Origin of the sequence: Variovorax sp. VaC1 (assembly GCF_043658315.1) — a bacterium.
GTDB lineage: Bacteria > Pseudomonadota > Gammaproteobacteria > Burkholderiales > Burkholderiaceae_C > Variovorax.
Genome location: NZ_JBIGLT010000003.1, coordinates 872,887 through 890,741, shown reverse-complemented (window position 1 = coordinate 890,741; position 17,855 = coordinate 872,887). Strand labels below are relative to the sequence as shown.

Genomic DNA, 17,855 nt, shown 5'->3' with positions numbered 1-17,855 from the left:
CAAAAGGCTCACCATGAAAAACACATCTTTCTGGTTGACCGCCAGCGCCATCGCCACCATCGTCCCGTTGATGGGCATGAGCACCGCACACGCCTACGACGACATGCCCAGGCCGCCGCCGCCTCCCAAGGGCTGGGTCCATCCACCGAAGCCGACCGAAGACTCCGTGTCGCAGCACGTCGAGACCCAGACCCGCGAGCGCTTCGCCGCCGCCACGGGAGGCGACGTCAACGGCATGCTGTCCCAGCAGCAGGCCAAGGCGGCAGGCTGGGGTTTCGTGAGTGACCATTTCAGCGAAATCGACCAGTCCGGCAGCGGCTATGTCCGGCTCGACGACGTGCTGCGCTTCCAGTCGCAACGCACGCCCCAGCGGGTCATGCGCATGAAGGCTGCGGCCAAGGCGAGCAGTCAGACCGACGGCAAGTAAGGGCAGAGCGAGGAGCTCGCGCAGGCGAAATGCGCAGGCTCCTCGGCGACAGGCACGCCGCGTGGAACGGCACGACGAGCACCTCGGGACACTCGCCGCGAACGGTTTTTATCTTCCTGAATGCGCTGGGGCATCAATGCGCCAACGGCAGCCGCATGTCGAAGCGCGCGCCGCCACCGCTTTCATTCGCCGCCTCGATGCGCCCCCCGTGCCCATGCACCACGGCCTGCGACAGCGCCAGCCCAAGCCCGAGCCCGGGCGTCTTCTCGTCCGATCGGGCCACGGCCCCGCGATAGAAGCGCTCGAACAGATGCGGCAGGTCGTCGCTGCGGATGCCGGGGCCGCGGTCTGACACGCTGAGCACGGCCTCGTTGGCCTCTGCATCGGCGCGCAGGCTCACGCGCACGGTGGTGTCGGGCGGCGAGAACTTGAGCGCGTTGTCGAGCAGGTTCGCCAGCGCCAGGCTGGCCGCGCCGCGCGCCACCCGCGCGGCCACGGGCGGTGCGGGTTCGAGCAGGAGCGTCAAGCGGCGCTCGCGTGCCATCGGCTCCAGCCGGCGCACCGCTTCCTCGGCCAGCACGTTGAGCGACACCGTCTCGGCCGCATCGCGCTCCTGGCCGGCATCGAGCCGGGCCAGCACCAGCAGCTCTTCGACCAGCAGCGTGAGCGACTCGACCTCTTCGAGCGAGGAATGCAGCGTCTCCACATAGGCGGCCGGGTCGCGCGGGCGCCGCAAAGCCAGCTCGAGCTCGGTGCGCAGCCGCGACAGCGGCGAGCGCAATTCGTGCGAGGCATCGGAGGTGAAGCGACGCTGTGCCTCCATGCCGTTCTCGATCCGGCCCAGCATGTCGTTGAGCGTGTCGACCAGCCGCCCGATCTCGTCGTTCGTGCCCGGATGCGGCAGGCGCTCGCCCAGGTTCGCATCGCCGATGCGGTGGGCCTGCTGCACGACGTCGTTGATGGCGCCGAAGGCTCGCCGCGTGATCAACGCGCCCGCCGCGCCCAACGCCAGCAGCAACGCGCCACCCAGGATCAGAAAGAGCACGCTGGCCATGGCGACGGTGCGGTTCACGTCGTCCAGCGAGCCGGCCACCTGCACCGCCAGCAACGAAGGCCGACCCGGCACGGGCACCGAGACCATGCGGGTCGGCTCCTCGCCGAAGCCGTTGAGCGTTTCGAACACGGTCTCGCCGGCCGCGAGCCGGTTGCGCAGCACTTCGGGAATGGGCAGTTGCGCCTCGCCGAGGTTGGAGCTGCGCGCCAGCACCCGGCCATCGGTGTCGACGATCTGCACCAGGCGGTCGAGCCGCACGAACGAAGGCGCGCCGGGGCCGGGCGGCGCCTCGTGCACGATCACCGTGTCGCCGGACCCGGCGGACAGCAGCATGCCCATCTCGGTTTCGGCCAGCGCGAGCAGGGCCGCGTCGAGTTCGCGGTGCACGTTGCGCGAGAACACGAGGTACGAGCCGAAGGCGGCAATCGCCATCACGACCACGATCACGCTGACATGCGCCAGCGCCAGCCGCCTGCGAAAACTAAGCATGGGCATCGTCGGCCTGCGCCAGCCGGAAGCCGCGCCCACGCACGGTCTGGATCAGCGGCACGGCCGGCGGCGCATCGACCTTGCGGCGCAGGTTGCCGATGTGCACGTCGATCAGGTTGTCGATGGCGATGAGGTCATCTTTCCAGACCTGCTCGGCCAGCCGCGAGCGGCTCACCACCTCGCCGGCATGGCGCAGCAGGATCTGCAGGATCGCGAATTCCTTGTGGGTCAGCTCCAGCACCGCGCCGCCGCGCACCACGCGCTGGCTCAACGGGTCCAGGCTCAGGTCGGCCACGGCCAGCACCACCGGCCGCATGATTTCGGAGCGGCGCAGCAAGGCGCGCACGCGGGCCAGCAGTTCGTCGAAGGCAAAGGGCTTGGTCAGGTAGTCGTCGGCACCGCTGTTCAGGCCGGTCACGCGGTCGGCCAGGGCGTCGCGGGCGGTGAGCATCAGCACCGGCGTCTTGCAGCCGCGCTGGCGCAGGTCGCGGCACAGCGTCAGGCCGTCTTTGCCGGGCAGCATCCAATCGAGCACGATCAGGTCATAGGCAATGACGAAGGCTTCCTCGTCGCCCTCCTCTGCCGTGTGCACGACGTCGACGACAAAGCCTTCTTCCTGCAGGCCCCGGGCCAGCAGGCGCGCGGCCTTGCGGTCGTCTTCGATCAGCAGGATTCTCATGGGGGTGGATCATGCCGTTCCTTCCTGACGGCAGGCCCCGATCCTGAAGAAAACTTCAGGATTTCTTGGGATGTTCTTCAGTCGCGTCTTCGTATTCTCGATCCGGGGCGACGGGGCGGGTCAAGGGCATGGGAAGGCGTCCCGTGCGCGGCGCGTCCGGCTCCAACGGACGCCGCATCGCGATGAAAAAATCCCTCTACCAAATAACGCCGGCCCGCTTGGTCTTCGGCGTGCTGACCTGCGCGGCCCTGTGCGTCGACTCTTTCGGCGACGGTGCCCATGCCGCCACCGCCGTGGCCGCGGCGCCCGCACCGATGGTGGTGCGCCAGGGCAACCGCCTGACCATTCCCGCCGGCTCGCCGCTGCGCGACCGCCTGCTGGTCGCCACGGTCGGCGCCGAAGCCTCGCCGCATGAAGTCAGCCTGCCCGCCACGGTGGAAGCCAACCCGGCCAACACCGTCAACATCCTGCCGCCGCTGACCGGCAAGCTGATCGAGTTGAAGGTGCGCTTGGGCGACACGGTCAAGCGCGGCCAGGTGCTGGCCACGATCACCTCGCCCGACCTGGCACAGGCCGTGGCCGATGCCCAGAAGGCGCGCGACGCGCTCGACCTGGCGCAGCGCGCGCTGGTGCGGGCACGCGGCGTCAACGAAACCGGCTCCAACGCGACCAAGGACGTGGAAGCGGCCCAGAGCAGCGTCGCGCAGCAGGCGGCCGAGCTTCGCCGCAGCGAAACGCGGCTGCGCAGCCTCGGCGCCGATGGCTCCGGCACGCAGGCCGGGCAGTCGCTGAAGATCGTCGCCCCCACCTCGGGCACGATCACCGCCCTGAACGGAGCCGTGGGTGCCAACCTGAACGACCCGAATGCGGTGCTGATGACGGTGTCGAACCTCGACTCGGTCTGGGTCACGGTCAACGTGCCCGAGAGCGTGGTGGGCGCCGTCGCGCCGGGTCAGAACGCAGTGGTCACGCTGGCCGCCTACCCGGGCCGCAGCTTCACCGGAAAGGTCGGCTTCGTGAGCGCGGTGCTCGATGCGGACACGCGCCGCGCCCGCGCGCGCATCGTCTTCTCTAACAGCGAAGGCCTGTTCAAGCCCAACATGTACGCGACGGCAGTGCTCGGCGTGCCGCAGGCGCAGCAGCCGCAGGTGCCGGCATCGGCGCTGCTGATGAACAACGACAGTGTGAGCGTGTTCGTCGAGGCCGAGCCCTGGACTTTCGTGCGGCGCATGGTCGAACTGGGCCGCGAAGACGGCGACCGGGTCCGCATCCGCAGCGGCCTGGCCGCGGGCGAGCGCGTGGTGGTGCGTGGCGGTGTGCTGCTGAATGATTAATCTCATCATCACCCAGTTCTTTCGCCGCAGGCACCTGGCCTGGGCGATGTCGATCGCGCTGGTGCTGTTCGGCGCCTGGTCGTGGACGCAGATGACGGTCGAGGCCTATCCCGACCTGGGCGACGTCACGGTGCAGGTCACGACGCAGGTCAACGGCCTGGCCGCCGAAGAGATCGAGCAGCAGATCACCACGCCGCTGGAGCGCGCGCTGAGCAACACGCCCGGGCTGGCCTCGATCCGTTCGAGCAGCACCTTCGGGCTGTCGCTCATCAACCTGAGCTTCAAGGACGGCACCGACGACTACTTCGCGCGCCAGCGCGTGACCGAGCGCATCGGGCAGGTCAGCCTGCCTTCTGGTGCGCAGCCGGGCCTGGGGCCGGTCGCGGGGCCGGCGGGCGAGATCTACCGCTACACGCTGGAGTCGGACACCAAGAACCTGATGGAGCTGTCGGAGATCCAGCGCTGGAAGGTGATTCCCGCGCTCAAGCAGGTCGCGGGCGTGGTGGACATCAACAACTTCGGCGGCTTCACCAAGGAGTTCCAGCTCGAACTCGACCCGGCCCGCATGCAGAAGTACGGGCTGGTGCTGAACGACGTGGTCACGGCCATCAACAACAACAGCGCCAACGCGGGTGGCGGGCGCATCGCGCGCGGCGACCAGAGCTACGTGGTGCGCGGCATCGGCCAGATCCACACGCTGGACGACCTGGGCACGGTGGTGGTCACGCAGAGCAGCGGCTCGCCGGTGCTGGTGCGCGACCTGGGCCGGCTGCAGTTCGGCCACCAGGAGCGCGGCGGCATCCTGGGCAAGGACACCAACCCCGACACCATCGAGGGCATCGTGCTGATGCTCAAGTACGAGAACCCCTCGCGCGTGCTCGAAGGCGTGCACAAGAAGATCGACGAACTGCAGACGCAGCTGGCGCCCATGGGCGTGAAGATCGTGCCCTACATCGACCGCGACGACCTGGTGAAGCTCACGGTCGACAAGGTCACGCACACGGTGCTGGAAGGCATGGCGCTGGTGTGCTTCGTGCTCATTCTTTTCCTGGGCAGCCCGCGCAGCGCGGTGGTGGCGGCGGTGGCGATTCCGATGTCGCTGGTCACGGTGTTCATCGTGATGCACTTCACCCGCATGCCGGCCAACCTGTTCTCGCTAGGCGCGATCGACTTCGGCATCATCGTGGACGGCGCCATCGTGGTGATGGAAGCCATCCTGCGGCGGCGCGAGGAAGAACCCAACGCCACGCTCACCGAGGGCAACATCCTCGAGACAGTGAGCCATGTGTCGGGGCCGATCTTCTTTGCCACGCTGATCATCATCACGGCGTACTTTCCGCTCTTTGCCTTCGAGCGCGCGGAGGGCAAGCTCTTCAAGCCGATGGCCTTCACCGTGGGCTATGCGCTGGTCGGTGCACTGCTGTGCGCGCTGACGCTCATTCCCAGCCTGGCCTACGTGGCGCTGCGCAAGCCCAGCAAGCCGTTCGTCAACAAGCCGCTGGTGTGGCTTACCGGTGCCTACCGGCGCGTGCTGAGCCACCTGCTGAACGTGCCCGCCATTGCCTATGGCCTGAGCGCACTGGCGTTGGCGGCCGTGCTGGTGCTGGGCGCCACCGCCGGGCGCGAGTTCCTGCCCGACATCGACGAAGGCGCGCTCTGGCTACAGGTGCAGTTGCCTTCGGGCCTGTCGCTGGACAAGGCCAGCGAGATGGCGACCGAAATGCGCCACGTGCTGCTCGAATACCCCGAGGTGTCTTACGTGGTGACCCAGCTCGGGCGCAACGACGACGGCACCGACCCGTGGACGCCCTCGCACATGGAAGTGCCCGTGGGCCTGAAGCCCTACGACGAGTGGCCGGCCGGTGTGAACAAGGCGGCCTTCGTGCGCACGCTGACCGAGCGCTTCGCAAAGATGCCGGGCTTCGACGTGGGCATCAGCCAGCCGATCATCGACGGCGTGAACGACGCGGTGGGCGGCGCGCACAGCCCGCTGGTGCTGCGCATCTACGGCGACGACCTGAAGGAAAGTCGCCGCATCGGCAACCAGATCGTCGAGCTGCTGGGCACGGTGCGCGGCACGGCCTCGGCCTCGCTGTTCCAGGAGCCGCCGATTCCGCAGGTGGTGATCCAGCTGAACCGCGAGGCGGCGGCACGCTTCGGCGTCAATGCGAACGACGTGGCCAATCTGATCCAGACCGGCATCGGCGGCGCACCGGTGATCACCGTCTACGCCGGCAACCGCACCTACAACGTGTCGGTGAAGCTGCCCAAGAGCGCCAAGGGCAACACCGAGGCCATCGGCGCGCTGCTGCTCAACAGTTCGAGCGGCGCCAAGGTGCCGCTGTCGCAGGTGGCCGACGTGCGGCTGCAGACCGGCGAAAGCACCATCTCGCACGAGATGAACGAGCGCCAGATCACCGTGCGCGTGGACAACCGCGACCGCGACCTGGCCTCGTACCTGGTCGAAGCGCAGGAGCGCATCGGCAAGGAGGTCAAGTTCGACACCACCAAGTTCCGCCTGCAGTGGGCCGGCCAGTTCGAGAACCAGCAGCGCGCGCAGGCGCGCCTGGCGGTGTCGCTCGCGGTCGTGGTGTCGATCATGGCGGTGCTGCTGTTCTTCCAGTTCGGCAAGATCCGGCAGGTGGTGCTGATCCTGGGCGTGGTGCCGATGGCCATGTTGGGTGGGCTGATCGCGGTGCACGTGGCGGGCGAAACGCTCAACGTGGCCACGGCGGTGGGCTTCATCGCGCTCTTCGGGGTGTCGATACAGAACGGGATCATCATGGTCGCCAACTTCCGGCGCGTGCGCGGCGAAGGGCTGGAGCTGCAGGCTTCGGTGCTCGAAGGCGCGGCCGAGCGGCTGCGACCGGTGCTGATGACGGCGACCGTCGCTTCCATCGGCATGCTGCCGGCGGCGCTCGCCACCGGTGTCGGCACCGACGTGCAACGCGGGCTGGCGACGGTGGTGGTCGGCGGGCTGGTGGTGTCCACGCTGCTGACGCTGTTCATCCTGCCGACGCTCTACTTCGCGCTGGAGCGCTTCTTCGAGCGCAAGGGCTGGGGCAACCGCCCGCGCCGCGACCGCTAATGACAAGGCCCATCCATCCCATGACAACGAGAAGCTTCGTGCCCGGCGGCGCAGCGACGGCCGCAGCCGGCATTGCATTGCTGCTGGGCGGCTGCGCGGTCGGCCCCGACTACGTGCGGCCGCCATTGGCCCTGCCCGCGCAGTACATCGCCGCGCCCCCGACCACCCAGCAGGCCGAAGGCGTGCCGCTGGCGCGCCTGTCGCCCGACCTCGACGTGCCCGCACAGTGGTGGCAGGCCTTCCGCTCCGAGCCGCTGAATGCACTGGTCACGCAGAGCCTGGCCGGCAATCCGACCATCGAGGCGGCCGATGCCGCGCTGCGCGTGGCGCGCGAGAACGAGGCCGCCAACCAGGCCGCGTTCTGGCCGACCGTGGCGCTGAACTACTCGCCCACGCGGCAGCGCGTGGCAAGCACCGTGGCGAGCCCGGTGTCGTCCAACGCCAACCTGTACACGCTGCACACGGCACAGGTGACGGTGTCGTACACGCCCGATGTGTTCGGCGCCACCCGCCGGCAGGTCGAGGGCGCGCAGGCGCAGACCGAGCAGCAGCGCTTTCAGGCATTGGCCGCGCGGCTTTCGCTGAGCAGCAACGTGGTGGCGGCCGCCATCACCGAAGCCTCGCTGCGCGCGCAGCAGCGCGCCACGCTGGCGATCATCGATGGCCAGAAAGAGATGCTGCAGGCCTTCCGCAAGCAGCAAGCCCTGGGCCAGGTGGCACTGGCCGACGTCGATACGCAAGAAGCCTCTCTGGCCGCCACCGAGGCCACGCTGCCGCCAATCGACAAGCAACTCGCGCAGCAGCGCAACCTGCTCGCCACGCTGGCCGGCCGCTACCCCAGCGAGGGCGTGACGGCGCATTTCGAGTTGGATGCGCTCCAGTTGCCGAACGAACTGCCGCTGACGCTGCCGTCCACTTTGGTCGAGCATCGCCCCGATGTGCGCGCGGCCGAGGCGCAGCTGCAGGCCGCCAGCGCCGGCATCGGCGTGGCCGTCGCGGCGCGCCTGCCCAACGTGACGCTGGGCGTGAACGCCTATGGCTCGTCGGCCTACACGCTGTCGGATCTGTTCAAGTCGTCGTCGCTGTTCTGGACGATTGCAGGCAGCGTGACGCAGCCACTGTTCGACGGCGGCGCGCTCAAGCACCGCGAAGCGGCGGCCCGCGCCTCGTTCGACCAGGCCGCGGCGCAGTACCGCGCCACCGTGCTGGCCGCGTTCCAGGACGTGGCCAACACGCTCGAAGCCATCGACGCCGACACCCGCGCGCTGCAAGCCGCCATCAAGGCCGAGCGCACCGCATCGCAGAGCCTTGCCCGCACCCGCAAGCAGGTGCAGCTGGGCGATGCCAGCGCGCTGTCGTTGCGGCTGGCGCAGCAGGCCCAGCAGCAGGCGCTGCTGAACCTCGTGCAGGCGCGCGCGCTCCGGCTGACCGATGCGGCCGCCCTCTTCCAGGCCCTGGGCGGCGGCTGGTGGAATGCGCCGCCGGACGGCGTGGCCGCTGTTTCTGCTCCACACTCATCCATCGCAACTGCATCGAAGTCCACATCGCCATGAACATCATTCGCCACGAGATGGGACCACGCTTCAGCGAGATGGTGGTCGTCGACCTCGGCACGGCACGCCTGCTCTACCTGTCGGGCCAGGTGGCCGAGAACCCCTCGCTCGACATCACGGGCCAGATGCGCGAGATCCTGCACCACATCGACGGCATGCTCGCCACCCAGGGCGCCACCAAGAAAGACCTGGTGAGCGTGACCATCTACCTGCGCACCGTGGGCGACTACGCCGCGATGAATTCGGTATGGGACGAATGGGTGCCCGTGGGCCACACGCCGGCGCGCGCCACGGTCGGCGCCAAGCTGATCGACTCCGAGTACCGCATCGAGATCCAGGCCACGGCCGCGATCGGGCCGGCACCATGATCTCCAAGGGGCGCGTTGCCATGCTCTGGGCGCTGGCGCTCGGTGGCTGCACGGCGCTCGACGCGCATTCCTTCGATCACGCGGCAGGCTGGCGCGCTGCGCAGGTCGTGAGCGTGGGGCAAGCCGGCGATCTGGCCGGCACGGCCGATCGCGATTGCGGCGCGGACGGTGGCGCCACGGCGCGCTACGCCGTCGTGCGCTATCGCAACGGCGGCGTGCACACGCGCTCGCTGGGCACGGGGCGTTGGCCCGCGGGGAGCGAGCCGAAGGTGGGCGATGCGGTGCACGTGAACATCCTCGATTGCACCGCGCCGCTGGCGCTGCGCTGAAACCGGCCGCAAGGCCTGCCCCGCTTCCCTACTCCGCCGTCACCCCCGCAGTGCGGATGACCTTGCCCCACTTGGCGGTCTCCGCGGTGATGAAGGCATCGAACTCTTCGGGCGTGCTGCCCGCCGGAATCGTGCCCATGGCGTCGAGCTTCGCGCGCGTCTCGTCGCTACGGATGATGCGTGCCACCTCTTCCGACATGCGCTTGACGACATCGCGCGGCGTGCCGGCCGGCGCCAGCATGCCCGCCCAGGTGCTGCCGGTGAAGCCCGCGAACCCTTGCTCGATAAAGGTCGGCACGTCGGGCACGGCCGGCAGGCGCTTGTCGCCCGCAACGCCGATCAGCCGCACCTTGCCCGCCTTGGCCTGGTTGATGAGGCCCGTGGGCGCATCGAAGAACAACTGGATCTGCCCGCCCATCAGGTCCGTCAGCGCGGGCATGGCGCCGCGGTACGGGATGTGGATCATGTAGGTCTGCGTGAGCGACTTCCACAGCTCGGTGGTCAGGTGCGCGGCCGAGCCGTTGCCCGAAGAGCCGAAGCTCACCTTGCCGGGGTTGGCGCGCGCGTAGTCGATGAGTTCGCGCGCGGTCTTGAACGGCGCGTTCATGCTCACCGCCGCCAGCAAGGGCGACACGCCCATGAGCGAAACGCCTTTAAGGTCCTTGCCCGGGTCATAGGGCAGCTTGGGGTACAGCGTGGTGTTGGCCGCATAGGCCGCGATGACGACGCCGAAGGTGGTGCCGTCGGGCGGCGCCTTGGCGATGGCATCGACGCCGATCAGGCTGTTGGCACCGGGCTTGTTGTCGACAAGCACCGGCTGGCCGAGCCGCGTCTGCAAGCCGACCTGCACCAGCCGCGCCATCTGGTCGGTGAAGCCGCCCGGCGTGTAGGGCACGACGATGCGGATCGGCTTGCTGGGCCACGCGCTTTGCGCGAAGGACGGAACGGCAAGGCTTGCCGCGGCGGTGGCGAGCGTGAATCTGCGGCGTGACAACGTGGCGTGCGGCATGGTGGCTTGTCTCTTCCTTGCTTCTGAATGGATCGATCCATTCTCGAAGCGCCACCCGCGCCGCTGGTCAGGGTTTGCCCGGCGGCATTGTCGCGCGCACGCGCCTGTTCAGAGCGGCAGGACTTCGGGCGTGCGTCCGGTTTCGAGCCACGCCTCGAACTCGTCCGACAGCCGCTGCGCCTCGCGCGTGGCCCGGCCCCACGCCGTGATGCGCGCCTGCGCATCGTTGGCGAAACGGACGAAGTCCTTGCGGTCGGGCAGCTTGCCGTTGGGCAGCGACTTCACCCATTCCGAGTCGGGCGCGAGCACCACCATGCGGTCGAGAAAGCCGGTAGACCTGTGGCGCCAGCGCAGCCCCTTGTCGAGCCAGCCCGGGACCACCGCCCGCTGGAAATGCGGGTACAGCACGATGCCGTCGTCGGCCGGCTGGTAGTCCAGGTGCAGGTGGTAGTCGGTGATGCCACCGTCCCAGTAAGCACCGCGCGGCGCGCCGGGAATGTCGTGCACCGCCGCCAGCAGGAACGGAATGGAGCACGAGGCCTGCAGCACCATGTTGAAGTTGGCCTCGCTCAGCGCGTGCTGGCGCGTGCGGAAATCTTTCGTGCCGAAGGGCAAGGCCGCGCCGGGCGTGGAGAACACGCAGCGCTCCAGCCACGCACCCAGGCTCTTGCGGTGCAGGCTGTTGGAGGCAAAGGCGCCCAGGTAGCCAACCGGCGTACGCGCCCTGCCCTCGCGCCCGAGGATATGGCGCCCGCGCGAGGTCACCACGTGCAGGCGATAGCGCGGGTGGTTCAGCACTTCGGCGATGCGCCCGCCGTAGAAGTCTTCGAGGCTTTGCGCGAAGCGCTCGCTGAGCTGGTGCGGGCTCAGCCGCTTCTGCCCCGGCGGCACCTCGAATTGCTGGCGCACGTAGTCGTGCTCGAAGCGCTGGAAGGCGGCCTCCGGGTCCGACAGGCAGGCCGTCGACAGCCGCCAGGCGCCGATCGACGCGCCCACCAGATGCACCTGCTGGCTCGACTGCGTGAGCCAGCGGCCGAAGATGAAACGGTCGAGCGGCCCGAGGATCAGGCCCTTGGGCCCGCCCGCCGCACCGGGGATGGTGCGGACGTCCTGCGGGCGCAGGCCGTGCTGCTCGATGTGCTTGCGGGCCGTGGGCCCGGCATAAATGCGCAGTGCTTTCACCATGCCCGAGGCCTCAGCAAGAACCGTGCATCGCGGCCTACTTGCGCAGCCCCTGCAGCTTGGCGAAGGCGCTGGCCATCTGGCCGGCAGGCTGCGGCGAGTTGTCGCGGCGGCCTTGCTGTTGCTGGCCGCGCCCCGCGCCTTCGAAGCGGTTGTCGCGCGGACCGTCGCGGCGCGCGGGCGCCGCATCGAGCTTCATCGACAGGCCGATGCGCTTGCGCGTCACGTCCACTTCCATCACCTTGACCTTGACGATGTCGCCGGTCTTGACGACTTCGCGCGCGTCGTTCACGAACTTGTGGCTGAGCTGGCTCACGTGTACCAGGCCGTCCTGGTGCACGCCCAGGTCGATGAAGGCACCGAACTGCGCGACGTTGCTGACCGTGCCTTCGAGGATCATGCCCTCGGCCAGGTCGGTGATGTCGTCCACGCCGTCGTTGAAGCGCGCCACCTTGAAGTCGGGGCGCGGGTCGCGGCCGGGCTTTTCAAGTTCGCCCAGGATGTCCTTGACCGTGATGACGCCGAACTTCTCGTTGGCGAACAGCTCGGGCTTGAGCGTCTTGAGCATTTCCGCGCGGCCCATCAGCTCGGCGATCGGCTTGCCGGTCTTGACGATGATCTGCTCGACCAGCGGATAGGTTTCGGGGTGCACGCCGGTCACGTCGAGCGGGTCGGTGCCGCCGCGGATGCGCAGGAAGCCCGCGCTCTGCTCGAAGGCCTTGGGGCCGAAGCCGGTCACGTCGAGCAGTTGCTTGCGGGTGGCAAAGGCGCCGTTCGATTCGCGCCAGCGCACCACCGCCTTGGCCACGCTGGCCGACAGGCCCGAGACACGCGACAGCAGCGGCACGCTCGCGGTGTTGAGGTCCACGCCCACCGAGTTCACGCAGTCTTCGACCACGGCCTGCAGGGTGCGCGCCAGTTCGCTCTGGTTCACGTCGTGCTGGTACTGGCCCACGCCGATGCTCTTGGGGTCGATCTTCACGAGTTCGGCCAGCGGGTCTTGCAGGCGGCGCGCAATCGACGCGGCGCCGCGCAGGCTCACGTCGACGTCGGGCATTTCCTGCGAGGCGAATTCGCTGGCCGAGTAGACCGAGGCGCCCGCCTCGCTGACGACGACCTTGTCGACCTTGATCTCGGGCGCGCCGGCCTGCGCGGCCATCTTGGCCAGCAGCTTGATGAGGTCGGCGGCCAGCTTGTCGGTTTCGCGGCTGGCGGTGCCGTTGCCGATGGCGATCAGGTTCACGCCGTGCTTGGCGCAGAGCTTGCCGAGCGTGTGCAGCGAGCCTTCCCAATCCTTGCGCGGTTCGTGCGGGAACACGGTGGCGGTCTCGACCAGCTTGCCGGTCGAGTCGACCACCGCCACCTTCACGCCGGTGCGGATGCCGGGGTCGAGCCCCATCACGACGCGCGGGCCGGCGGGTGCGGCCAGCAGCAGGTCGCGCAGGTTGTCGGCAAACACCTTGATCGCCACCTTTTCCGCGTCTTCACGCAGGCGGGTGAACAGGTCGCGCTCGGTCGACAGCGCAAGCTTCACGCGCCAGGTCCAGGCCACGCACTTGCGGATCAGGTCATCGGCCAGGCGAGCCGCATGGCTCCAGCCCAGGTGCAGCGCGATGCGGCCTTCGGCCACGCTGGGCTTGCCCGGCTCGGGCTCGACCGGCAGCACCAGCTTGGCGTCGAGGATGTCGAGCGCACGGCCGCGGAACACGGCCAGCGCGCGGTGCGACGGCACGCGGCCGATGGGCTCGTCGTATTCGAAGTAGTCGCGGAACTTGGAGACGTCGACGTTGTTTTCGTCCTTGCCGGCCATCAGGCTGGACTTGAGCAGGCCTTCGTTCCAGAGCCATTCGCGCAGGCCCTGCACCAGCGCGGCGTCTTCGGCCCAGCGTTCGGACAGGATGTCGCGCACGCCGTCGAGCACCAGCGGCACGGTCGAGAAATCGGGGCCGGGCTTGCCGTCGTCCAGCGTGGTGGCGGGTTGCAGGAAGGCCTTGGCCTCCACCGCCGGGTCGAGCGTGGGGTCGGCCAGCAGCTTGTCGGCCAGCGGCTCGATGCCGAATTCGCGGGCGATCTGGCCCTTGGTGCGGCGCTTTTGCTTGAACGGCAGGTAGAGGTCTTCCAGCTCCTGCTTGGTCGGCGCGAATTCGATCGCGGCGCGCAGCTCGGGGGTGAGCTTGCCCTGTTCGTCGATGCTCTTGAGCACCGCGACGCGGCGGTCTTCCAGTTCGCGCAGGTAGGAAAGGCGGGCTTCCAGCTCACGCAGCTGGACGTCGTCCAGGCCGTCGGTGGCTTCCTTGCGGTAGCGGGCGATGAAAGGAACCGTGGCGCCCCCGTCGAGCAGTTCGACGGCGGCCTTCACCTGATGCTCGCCAACCTTGATTTCGGCGGCGAGCTGGCGAATGATTTTCTGCATGTCTTGAGCGCGTCCCTGGCAAAGCGCGGGAGTTTGCCATAGGCGCGACCGGCCCCCTGCCGGGCCACCCGGCGGGCGTGTTACAGCATGCTTTCGGGCTCGGGATTCACGCTGGCCGCAGCCACTTCGTGGCACGGGATCAGCAGGCGGATACAGAGCCCGTGCGGCGCGAAATCCATGACGGCCAGCTCGCCGTGTATCGCCTCGGCGCGGGCGCGCATGCTGCGCAACCCCTTGCCCGCGTGGTCGGATGGCACGGTGGCCGATGTCTGCAAGCCGCGGCCGTTGTCGCGCACCTCCACCATCATCCCGCGCTTGTGGCCCTGCGGGCCGAAATGCAGCTCGACGCGGGTGGCCTGCGAATGGCGCAGCGCGTTGGACAAAGCCTCCTGCGCCACCCGGCAGATCTGCACGGCGGTTTCGGGCTGCAACGGGCAGGTGTGGGCGGCGCTGGCGATGTGCCACTCCAGCGCGATGCCGAGCCGGTCGAACGCGGGTTGCAGCCGGTAACGCAGGTGGCCCAGCCTTTCGACGACGCTGGCGGAGGTCTGGTCGTCCAGGTCATCCACCGTCATCTGCAGTTCGAGCAGGCAGGCCTGCAGCGCCATCGACAGTCCATCGGGCTCGGCGGATTTCTTCGGGTCCTGGCTGGCGAGCAGCGCCACCAGCCGCGAGCCCACGCCGTCATGCAGGTCGTTGGCGATGCGGCGGCGCTCGTTCATGACGGCCTGCACCTGCCGGTAGCGCGCAACGCGGCGTTGCGAGACGTACCAGATGCTCACGATCATGCCGAGCACCAGCACGTTGACGGCCTGCAGCGCCCAGAAGGTCACCGGCATGTCGTGCGCCAGCAGCGTGATCGCCGAGGTGGCCCGGATCACCTGCGCAGCCACTGGCGTCAGGTGCAGGGCTGCGGCAAGCGCGATCCAGGTGAGCATGCGGCGGCGGGAAATGCGCGGCCACAGCCAGGTCAGCAGCACGCACCAGGAGGCAATCGACAGCCACACGTACTGGTCTTCCAGCAAGTGCGGGAGATGAAGGACCTCCTGGGAGAGCATGGCAGCATGGCCTACAGAAGACCCCGGTGCGACGCAAAACTCACCGCCTGTGCCCGGGTGTGGGCGTGCAGCTTGCGGTAGATGTTCTTCACGTGTGCGTTAACCGTCTGGGCGCTGATGGTGAGCTGCAGCGCGATCTCTTCGGTGACGTACCCCGTCGCTACAAGTCGCAACACTTCGCGCTCCCGTGCCGATAACGTCGCCTTGCTGTCCGGCGGGCGCACCGGGTTCACGTTGGAGCGCTTGTGATCCAGGTGAACCAGCAGCCGGCGCGCCAGGCGCGGGGTGATCGCGGCACCGCCGTTCACCACCTGCAACACGGCCTGCGCATAGCTCTGGAACCACGCGTTCTTCACGAGGTAGCCGGAGGCGCCGAGCTCGAAGGCATGCAGCACCTGCGGCTCGTCTTCGAGCGCGGAGATGACGATGATCTCGGCCGCGCTGCGGTGCTTCTTGGCCTCTTCGATCAGCTCGAATCCGCTGCCGTCACCCAGGCGGATGTCGACCATGAGCACGTCGAACTCGTGCTGCATCAAGAGGCGCCGCCCCTCTCGCAAGGTACCGGCCTGCCCTTCGAGCTGGATGCGCAGATCGCTCAGCAATTCCTGGGCAATCACGCGGCGCACGAAGGGGTCGTCGTCGACCAGCAGAACACGCACCGGCTTGGTCTGTTGACCCGTCAGGAAATCAGGCCACGGGAGGGTATCGGCGGAGGGTGCGAGGAGCCCGCCGAACTGTCCAGGGTTGGAAAATTTCCTAGCCCCGCTTCCGATGTCTGTCAATGAAATGTCGAGTTCGCTTTCCATTTCAGCCCCTTTGTGACAAAAGAATCACGCTGTTCGTGAGCAAAAGTTAGTTCATTTCTACTCAAATTCCGTGATTCTGCTTTTTTGATTACTTTGGTTGCATTTTGTTGCTACTCATTTTCTATGTCCATCAAAAGTTGTAGTTTTTGTCACGGTCGCCGCATGGAAAAGCGGTTTTAAGAGGGGCTTGCAACCTGCCTTATCCATTCCTTTCGCCATAGCCTTGCACTACCCAGCCTGAGGCATTTTTTGTTTGCAACTCGACGCTGAAACTTCATCCCGGTCGCCACGGAAACATTTCATTCCGCGTTCACTGACCGTCAGCTGATGGCCGGAGGGTCCGGCAATCGGGTTTGTTTCACACACTTTCGAGGAAGCATCATGAAGAAGACTCTTATTGCGATCGCAGTGGTTCTGGTCGCTGGCGTTGCTTCGGCAACCGTCAGCAGCACCGCAGTAGCCGCCACGACGACGACGACGGGCGCCTCCAGTTCGGCTGGCTCTCTGGCAGCGAGCTCCGGCACCGGGAGTGCGTTGAGCTACAACTCGGCAACGTCCAATGCCTCGGCAACGGGCAGCGGCGGCGCGTTCGGCACCGGCTTCCCGGGCGGCAGCGTCGGCGCAGCAGGCGTGCAGGGTTCGGCATCGACCACAGGCAAGGTGACCAGCGTGGCAGCCACGACCGGCAACGGCGCGGCCATCGGCGGTGCCAATGCATCGGCGAACGCAGGCTCGGCCTCCAATGCCAGCTTCGACGTGGACAACTCCCACCCGGTGAACGGCTCGGCCGCAGGCTTCGCGGGCTCCAGCACCAACAACACGGCTGCCACGGCTGCCGGCCCTGGCGGCGGTCTCGCTGTCGTGACGCGCACTTCAGGCACCACGTCGGGCTACAACGCCTCCTCCGGCGCGATCTCGGGTCCGATCACCGCTACTGGCAGCTCGGCAACCGCCGGCTCGGCAGGCGGCTCTTCGGGCGTGGCGAACTTCCACTTCGGCAATGCCGCGGGCTTCAGCAACGGTGGCGGCACCGGCGGTGTGGCAGGCGCTGGCGCCAGCGCAGCAACCAACTGAGCAGTGCGCTGCAGGCAAGGTTGCGTTTGGAAATGGGGAGGGGCCACCGCCCCTCCCCGGCATCAAAGGAGTTGAGAAAATGAAAAAACTGCTTTTCTTCGCGCTGCTGACCGTGTCCGCGGCGACGATGGCTCAAACGACAGCTGGCGGCGCGAACAACGGATCGTCCAGCTCGGCCACCACCTCGGCCCAGGGCAACAACCAGGCTGTGACGTTCTCCAGTCCCGCGAGTACCACCAACCAGACGAGCCTGAACAGCAACCAGAACATCGTCAACAGTGGCGCGACCCAGAGCACTGTCGACTACCAGGGCAGCTACACGATCAAGAACGTGCCGTCGGTCAACGGGCCCAACCTGACCACCAGCAACGACACCTGCATGGGCAGCACGAGCGCGAGCGCCAACGGCCCGGGTGTCGGTCTCAGTTTCGGCACCACCTGGACGGACGAGCACTGCAAGCGCCTGAAGATGAGCCGCGAGCTCTGGAACAAGGGCATGAAGGCAGCATCGCTCGCCATGGACTGCATGGACCCGTCGGCCCAGGCGGCCCTGGAGATGACAGGCACGAAATGCCCGCAATCGATGACGGCGGACGAACGCGTGAGCGCGTACGGGCCGCAGGCATCGAGCACCGGTGCCGCACCGCCGGTCGCCGCACGGCCCGTCGCCCAACCGGTTGCGATGGTGCAGCCGGCCGCGGTCGCGCCCGCCCCGGCACCTGTGCCAGCGCCGTTGCCAACGCCGCCCGCGCCCGTGGTCCAGATGGCGCCCGCGCCGCAACCGGTGGCGCAACCCGTGGCCGCCGCGCCAGCCGAAGAACCGCCGGCCGCCACGACGATGCCCGTCGCCAGCGCCACGGTGATGCCGAACGATGCCGGCGAAGCCAGCGCCGACCGCGTGACGCGCCGCCTCGCGGAGCCGGAACCAGCGGCCGGCGACGCCGTGACGGCACCGCAGGCAACGGCGACTGCGCAATGACCGCATGGAGGCC

Annotated in this window: 15 protein-coding genes; 8 read left to right on the top strand and 7 right to left on the bottom strand. The window is 67.9% G+C overall.

Annotation, left to right across the window (positions count from 1 at the left end):
- Positions 1 to 13: 13 nt before the first annotated feature.
- Positions 14 to 427, top strand: coding sequence for a hypothetical protein (locus ACGLHS_RS16380; RefSeq protein ID WP_394481229.1), 414 nt, complete (start codon positions 14 to 16; stop codon positions 425 to 427).
- 133 nt (positions 428 to 560) lie between these two features.
- Here ACGLHS_RS16380 and ACGLHS_RS16375 read toward each other — a convergent pair whose 3' ends face one another.
- Positions 561 to 1,970: a cell wall metabolism sensor histidine kinase WalK gene (locus ACGLHS_RS16375; RefSeq protein WP_093241646.1), complete on the bottom strand. Its 1,410-nt coding sequence runs from the start codon at positions 1,968 to 1,970 to the stop codon at positions 561 to 563.
- Positions 1,963 to 2,649: a response regulator transcription factor gene (locus ACGLHS_RS16370; RefSeq protein WP_394481227.1), complete on the bottom strand. Its 687-nt coding sequence runs from the start codon at positions 2,647 to 2,649 to the stop codon at positions 1,963 to 1,965. Before ACGLHS_RS16370 ends, ACGLHS_RS16375 begins: the two co-directional genes overlap by 8 nt.
- A gap of 182 nt (positions 2,650 to 2,831) precedes the next feature.
- Here ACGLHS_RS16370 and ACGLHS_RS16365 point away from each other — a divergent pair, with 182 nt between their 5' ends.
- Genes ACGLHS_RS16365 through ACGLHS_RS16345 form a run of 5 tightly spaced genes read left to right on the top strand, consistent with a single transcriptional unit; the run spans position 2,832 to position 9,321 of the window.
- Positions 2,832 to 3,983, top strand: coding sequence for an efflux RND transporter periplasmic adaptor subunit (locus tag ACGLHS_RS16365; protein ID WP_394481225.1), 1,152 nt, complete (start codon positions 2,832 to 2,834; stop codon positions 3,981 to 3,983).
- Positions 3,976 to 7,071, top strand: coding sequence for an efflux RND transporter permease subunit (locus ACGLHS_RS16360; RefSeq protein WP_394481223.1), 3,096 nt, complete (start codon positions 3,976 to 3,978; stop codon positions 7,069 to 7,071). The genes ACGLHS_RS16365 and ACGLHS_RS16360 overlap by 8 nt, the downstream gene beginning before the upstream one ends.
- Positions 7,072 to 7,091: 20 nt before the next feature.
- Positions 7,092 to 8,624 carry an efflux transporter outer membrane subunit gene (locus ACGLHS_RS16355; RefSeq protein ID WP_394481221.1) on the top strand — a complete coding sequence of 511 codons (1,533 nt, stop codon included), beginning with the start codon at positions 7,092 to 7,094 and terminating at the stop codon, positions 8,622 to 8,624.
- The gene (locus ACGLHS_RS16350; protein ID WP_394481219.1) at positions 8,621 to 8,992 is read left to right on the top strand and encodes a RidA family protein; all 372 of its coding nucleotides are present in this window, start codon (positions 8,621 to 8,623) and stop codon (positions 8,990 to 8,992) included. The genes ACGLHS_RS16355 and ACGLHS_RS16350 overlap by 4 nt, the downstream gene beginning before the upstream one ends.
- Positions 8,989 to 9,321 carry a hypothetical protein gene (locus ACGLHS_RS16345; protein WP_394481217.1) on the top strand — a complete coding sequence of 111 codons (333 nt, stop codon included), beginning with the start codon at positions 8,989 to 8,991 and terminating at the stop codon, positions 9,319 to 9,321. Before ACGLHS_RS16350 ends, ACGLHS_RS16345 begins: the two co-directional genes overlap by 4 nt.
- A 28-nt stretch (positions 9,322 to 9,349) precedes the next feature.
- Here the strand turns inward: ACGLHS_RS16345 and ACGLHS_RS16340 are convergent, their stop codons facing one another.
- From ACGLHS_RS16340 to ACGLHS_RS16320, 5 genes are all read right to left on the bottom strand, one after another.
- The gene (locus ACGLHS_RS16340) at positions 9,350 to 10,330 is read right to left on the bottom strand and encodes a tripartite tricarboxylate transporter substrate binding protein (RefSeq protein ID WP_394481215.1); all 981 of its coding nucleotides are present in this window, start codon (positions 10,328 to 10,330) and stop codon (positions 9,350 to 9,352) included.
- A gap of 108 nt (positions 10,331 to 10,438) precedes the next feature.
- Entirely contained in the window at positions 10,439 to 11,512 is a 1,074-nt protein-coding gene (locus tag ACGLHS_RS16335; RefSeq protein WP_394481477.1) for a phospholipase, read from the bottom strand.
- 37 nt (positions 11,513 to 11,549) lie between these two features.
- Positions 11,550 to 13,925, bottom strand: coding sequence for a Tex family protein (locus ACGLHS_RS16330; RefSeq protein ID WP_394481213.1), 2,376 nt, complete (start codon positions 13,923 to 13,925; stop codon positions 11,550 to 11,552).
- A gap of 80 nt (positions 13,926 to 14,005) precedes the next feature.
- Positions 14,006 to 14,983 carry a sensor histidine kinase gene (locus ACGLHS_RS16325; protein ID WP_394481211.1) on the bottom strand — a complete coding sequence of 326 codons (978 nt, stop codon included), beginning with the start codon at positions 14,981 to 14,983 and terminating at the stop codon, positions 14,006 to 14,008.
- Positions 14,984 to 14,994: 11 nt separating this feature from the next.
- Entirely contained in the window at positions 14,995 to 15,789 is a 795-nt protein-coding gene (locus tag ACGLHS_RS16320; protein ID WP_093240092.1) for a response regulator transcription factor, read from the bottom strand.
- Between the two features lie 381 nt (positions 15,790 to 16,170).
- Between ACGLHS_RS16320 and ACGLHS_RS16315 the strand changes: the two genes are divergently transcribed.
- Entirely contained in the window at positions 16,171 to 16,863 is a 693-nt protein-coding gene (locus ACGLHS_RS16315; RefSeq protein ID WP_093240094.1) for a hypothetical protein, read from the top strand.
- A 79-nt stretch (positions 16,864 to 16,942) separates the two neighbouring features.
- Positions 16,943 to 17,842, top strand: coding sequence for a hypothetical protein (locus ACGLHS_RS16310; protein ID WP_394481208.1), 900 nt, complete (start codon positions 16,943 to 16,945; stop codon positions 17,840 to 17,842).
- Positions 17,843 to 17,855: the final 13 nt, after the last annotated feature.